The organism is Thermogemmatispora sp. (assembly GCF_019683755.1).
GTDB lineage: Bacteria > Chloroflexota > Ktedonobacteria > Ktedonobacterales > Ktedonobacteraceae > Thermogemmatispora.
On sequence record NZ_JADGHT010000338.1, the window covers coordinates 1 to 4940 of the forward strand.

Here is a 4940-nt window from a genome sequence, read left to right on the forward strand (position 1 = left end):
TAACGGCAACCTGAAACACCTTATGGGACAACGGTCAGTCATGCGGCTGATGAGGGCGAGGCTCTGATCCACCAGGGCTTTTCTGAAGATGAGGTCACCTCTCTGCTCTGGTTGCGTCAGTGGTATCAGAGCGGCGGCAGCGATCGAATGGAGATCGTACGCCGCTTGGAGTTCATTAAAATGCTGTTCCTCCGCGGCAAAATTGAGCTGTAACTTATTTCGTCCTCCTACTCCAAGATTGTTCAGGTCCTCTCTCTCTCGATCCGCCCTCTAGCGGGGATAGGCGCTAGAGAGGGTGACGGGGCCAGAGGGTAGGTACGTGACGATAGACGCTTTCTGGGCGGCGAGTCGGCTACCAGCTCACCTCTACACGGCAGCCTGCTCGCCGCCTTGCCTCTGTCCCTGATCTTCTGCTTCTTTCTAACCTGGCCCCACCACCAACGTAGTAATGGCTGAAGGCAGCAAAAGACAGTCTGAGCTGGCGCCGCCCTATGGAATAGATACCTCGCGCCTCCAGACTGGGCTTTTGAGAGCATATAATAAGGACAGCACATACGACGAGGGAATAGAAGGTTTCTCCTATGCGAATGATTCTCTACCTCGGCAAGGGTGGCGTGGGGAAAACAACAGTGGCCGCCGCCACTGCTGTGCGCTCAGCCCAGCTCGGCAAGCGCACGTTGGTGGTGAGTACCGATCTGGCCCATAGTCTTGCCGATTGCTTGAGACAGCCCCTGACTTCAGAGCCGAGCGAGCTGGCTCCCGGGCTGTGGGCCCAAGAAGTGAATGTGCTTGATGAGATGCGGCGTAGCTGGGGGAAACTGCAGGGTACGCTGAGCAGCCTCCTGCGGACTCAGGGCCTCAATAGTATTATGGCAGAAGAATTAGCGCTGATTCCTGGGATGGATGAAATCGTCAGCTTGCTCAATATCTACCGCAATGCACGCGATGGCGCCTTCGAGGTCGTGGTGATTGACGCCGCCCCAACTGGCGAGACCGTGCGCTTGCTGAGCATGCCCGATACTTTCCAGTGGTATGCTGGGCGCATTGCTGGCCTGCAGACGAGCACGCTGAATCTGGCTCGCCCCCTGATTAAGGCCTTTCTCCCTTCGACAGAGGTGTTGGATGCCGTTCAGTTACTGAGCGAGCGCGTCAAGGCCCTCCGCAGCGTGCTCAGCGATCCCTCCGTTAGTTCCTACCGCCCGGTCGTGAACCCGGAGCGCATGGTGATTAAGGAGGCTCTGCGCGCTGAAACCTACCTCGCTCTCTTCGGCTATCCTATCGACGGCGTGGTCTGTAATCGTGTCTTGCCACCTGGTCCTTATCAGGATCAATTTATGCAACAGATGTACCAGAGTCAAGAGAGGCTTCGCCGTCATATCCAGCAGACTTTCGCTCCTTTGCCTGTCTGGGAGGCGCCCTACTATGCTCAGGAGCCTCTTGGTATCGAGCGTCTAGCTGAGCTGGCGCAGGCCATCTTTGGCGAGCAGGACCCGACGCAGGTCTTTTATCGCGGGCCTGTCCAGGAGGTCATCGAGCAAGATGGCCATTATGTTTTACGCCTCCCTCTCCCCCATGTCGAGCTGGAGAAAGTGCTTATGACGAAAAAAGGAGATGAGATGATCATTGAGATCGGCAATTTCAAGCGCGATATTTCTCTGCCTGCCGTATTGGCTAGCCAGGAGGCAACGGTAGCGCGCTTCGTCGATAAGGCCCTGGAAATTCATTTTGCGCCACCCGCCAGTCGGCCAGCATCTCAACCAGCAGCGGAACACGAGAAATCAGCCTGAGTGTGGCCCTACTATCCTGGGCTTACTGAGGCCAACCTGGTCAGGCTGGCAGCCCTCTGCTTTGGCCGCTTTAGATGCCCGCTCGCCCTTGGCAGCGGGCTGTTTCCCATTTCGCTCTAGTGCCGACGCAAGACCGGATAATCAACATCGGCCTACTGACTAGTGCTCCCAGTCATTCAGTCAGCTAGTTCGCTAGCTTCTACCACAGTGCTGGCAGCTAGGCCGAAGCGAGGCTACCGGAGAAAGGTGAAAGGACGATGCATGTCTTTGTTGCCGGTGCAACAGGCGTCCTGGGGCGAGCGCTTGTCCCCCGCCTACTTCAGCAAGGACATACGGTGCGCGCACTCGTGCGCTCCCCCGAACGGGGACATTTGATTCGAGCCACTGGCGTTGAGCTGGTCAGCGGTGATCTGCTGACGGAGACAACAGCGCAGCAGCTCCCTTCGCTGGTCCGTGGCTGCGATGCAGTGGTCCATATCGCTACGGCGATTCCTCGTAACCCCACCGATGCCTCGGCCTGGGAGCCGACCACCCGGCTGCGTACCGAGGGTACGCGGCTGCTTCTGGAGGCCGCGCAAGCCGCTGGGGCTCGCTACTATATTCAGCAGAGCATTGCTATTGCCTATCCTGACGGGGGTGAGCGCTGGCTTGATGAGACGACTCCTTTAGACCGCTCGCCGCAACGCTCGACGATTTGCGGGCCTGTGATCATGATGGAGGAGATGGTCCAGGCTGTCAATCCTGCTGAGTTGGGATGGTGCATTCTGCGGGGCGGCAGCTTTGTCGGTCGCGGGACTGCTCAGGATACATTGGTGGCTCGCTTGCGCGAAGGGCGCCTGGTGGTGATCTGCGATGGCAGCAATTTTATTTCGCCGATCCATGTGGCCGATATGGCAACGGCTATCATTGCAGCTTTGCAGCCGGCTGCCGTGGGGCGTATCTTTAATATCGTCGCCACGCCGGTCCGCTATGGGGAGTATGTGGACCATATCGCTGCTCTGCTACAGGTCCCTCCTCCACCACGCGACCCGTCAATGCCCTGCCCTCCCTCATTCCGCTGCAGCAATGAGGCCGCTCGTCGCCTGCTCGGTTGGCAGCCAACACATGATATCTATGAGGACGTGGTACCCACTCAACCGTGAGCGGCGTAGCAAGGCTCAATCCCAGGCCGCCCAGCAAGGCGCTGCGCAGCCTGGAAGAGAACAGGGTGTCTGCTGACCTCTACTGCACAGGGGTAGAGATAGAGCAATGCTCGAATAGGAAGAGGGCAGAACCTGCCTGGTCAGCAGCTCTCAGCTAGCAAATGTGAACCGCTGACCAGGCCAGGGGAGGGGCCGTCTGACTTGCTGTACGCTCGCCGCTGCGTCAGGCTGGCCCTTCTCCTGAGCCAGGTCGGAACCATTCTTAAGGGGATGGCCATTACCTGGGGCGGCTTTGCTCGCCCCGGTCTGGTTCTGGCCGCGACTCCTCAGTCACTCTGCGACACTTCTCGGTTCGGCTCACTGTTTTCGACGCTCTCTTCTTCCTGCATGGCAGCCGCTCCTGTGGAAAGCCTGGCCTTCCCCTCGTTAGAAGATGAGACGCTTCCGCCTTCGGGGCCAGCAAGGCGCACCGCTGCCATCGCCGCGGTCTCCGTGGCCCGCGGCACCAGTGCGTTGCGCGCTCCATATTTGCGCAGGATCAAGGCCGCTTCGGCCTGACGCTCCAGGGTTCTGACCATGATGATAGTGCGCCCTCTCACGGCTTCGGCCTCTGTGTAGCGCGGTCCCGTGGCACTCAATGAGGGACCGATGATGGTTCCTAGAAAGCCCCCTCCCAGGGCCCCCAAAACGAGACCTTCACAGAGGGCAAGCATCGGCCCCCCGCTGATCTGAACACCAGTCAGAGGAAGGACCAGCGATGCAAGGAGGCTGAAAAGCCCTCCTCCTACTGCTCCTATAATGCCCCCTAACAAGGGCAGATTATATCTGGCTCTCGCTCGCTCCAGCAGCCGCTCCGTTAGACCAGCTTCTTGCGGCTTGAGTGGCTCGCGCGAGAGCCTGGTAATTTGCTCATCCTTGAAGCCAGCAGCTTTCAGCTCACCAATGGCCTGCTCCGCCTGGCTCCGCTCTTCGAAAATTCCCACCACAGCAGCAGATCCAATCAGTGCCATCTCTCTTTCTTTCCCTCCAGCAGCTTCTTGCAGGCTCACAGCTTCTATATTATGCCCATTCCGTCCCCAGGATCAACAGGTACTATTTATGCAACACCTTTAGTAGATAGGTTCGCCAGGATCAGAGGCCCGACTTGGCTGTACTCGATACACGGTAGGGAACACCGTGCTCTCCAGCACTCCATCCCATCCAGGCTAGGTCAGGTGCTGGATACCCTATTGGAGCGGCGCCCAGGCCCTTGACACTCGGGGGCAGCGACGACTATAGTAGGTGAGCAGCAGTACTCTTAAGAAACAGGCAGTAGCGTCAACGTATGACAACAGGGGCAAACACAGCACTCAAGCCTTATATCGAGCGCGCCCGCAAAGTGCTTCAGCACGAACAACGGACCAACCATCGAGACCAGGCAGTCAAACCCGGTGGACTGGAAGTCTTTGTGAAGCACTGGCTGGATGAGATCAGGCCTGTCTGCCATGCGTTAGGACGCGATCTGCGCCCCTTCTATCGTCTGGCCTCCTGTTTAAAGGGCTACCGCCAGCAGGACCCTCTGCAGCGTGCAGCCAACTTGCGGGCAGCTCTGGCTCTCCTGAATGAGCTAGAGCGTGAGCAAGAGGCCGTTCCCAGTCGGCAGCCATCTTCAGAGCCTTCAGCACGTTCACAGGCCAGTGAGCCTGGTGGACAGCTAGCTCGGCCAGCCTCCTCCTCTCCTGCTCTGAGGCGTGAGCAAGTTCCGGGAGGAGATCGGTCTCAGCCTCAGCTCCGTTCCGCCCATAGCGAACCTGGCCGTGGTGGCAGGGAGCGTCGGGAAGCCGAGTCGGATCGCATCACTCTTGACGGCAGTAGCACACCCGGGCATGCCGCCTTAACCCTGTTGACGGCAGACGTCTCGGCTATTCACGGTGTTGGTCCGACGGTGGCCGCTCGCCTGCGCAGCCTGGGTATCCACACGGTCGGTGATCTGCTCTTCTACTTCCCTCGCGAGCATCGCGACTACAGCAAG

At 58.8% G+C, this 4940-nt stretch carries 3 protein-coding genes and 1 pseudogene; 3 read left to right on the top strand and 1 reads right to left on the bottom strand.

What is annotated here, in order from left to right:
• Nucleotides 1–581: 581 nt before the first annotated feature.
• Both IRZ24_RS16680 and IRZ24_RS16685 read left to right on the top strand, forming a co-directional pair.
• Nucleotides 582–1787 (top strand): ArsA family ATPase, encoded by a 1206-nt coding sequence (locus IRZ24_RS16680; RefSeq protein ID WP_297166597.1) that lies wholly within the window; start codon nucleotides 582–584, stop codon nucleotides 1785–1787.
• 257 nt (nucleotides 1788–2044) lie between these two features.
• A complete protein-coding gene (locus IRZ24_RS16685) occupies nucleotides 2045–2929 on the top strand; it encodes an NAD(P)-dependent oxidoreductase (RefSeq protein ID WP_297166599.1) in 885 nt (294 codons plus the stop codon).
• 326 nt (nucleotides 2930–3255) lie between these two features.
• Here IRZ24_RS16685 and IRZ24_RS16690 read toward each other — a convergent pair whose 3' ends face one another.
• On the bottom strand, nucleotides 3256–3939 hold the full coding sequence (locus IRZ24_RS16690; protein ID WP_297166602.1) for a hypothetical protein: 684 nt from the start codon (nucleotides 3937–3939) through the stop codon (nucleotides 3256–3258).
• A 314-nt stretch (nucleotides 3940–4253) separates the two neighbouring features.
• Between IRZ24_RS16690 and IRZ24_RS16695 the strand changes: the two are divergent.
• Nucleotides 4254–4940: pseudogene (locus IRZ24_RS16695) on the top strand (hypothetical protein); the annotation flags it as partial.

Bases quoted from the DNA above. Each gene is read 5' to 3' on its own strand.
- IRZ24_RS16680 (WP_297166597.1), top strand. From the start codon at position 582: ATGCGAATGATTCTCTACCTCGGCAAGGGTGGCGTGGGGAAAACAACA.
- IRZ24_RS16685 (WP_297166599.1), top strand. From the start codon at position 2,045: ATGCATGTCTTTGTTGCCGGTGCAACAGGCGTCCTGGGGCGAGCGCTT.
- IRZ24_RS16690 (WP_297166602.1), bottom strand. From the start codon at position 3,939: ATGGCACTGATTGGATCTGCTGCTGTGGTGGGAATTTTCGAAGAGCGG.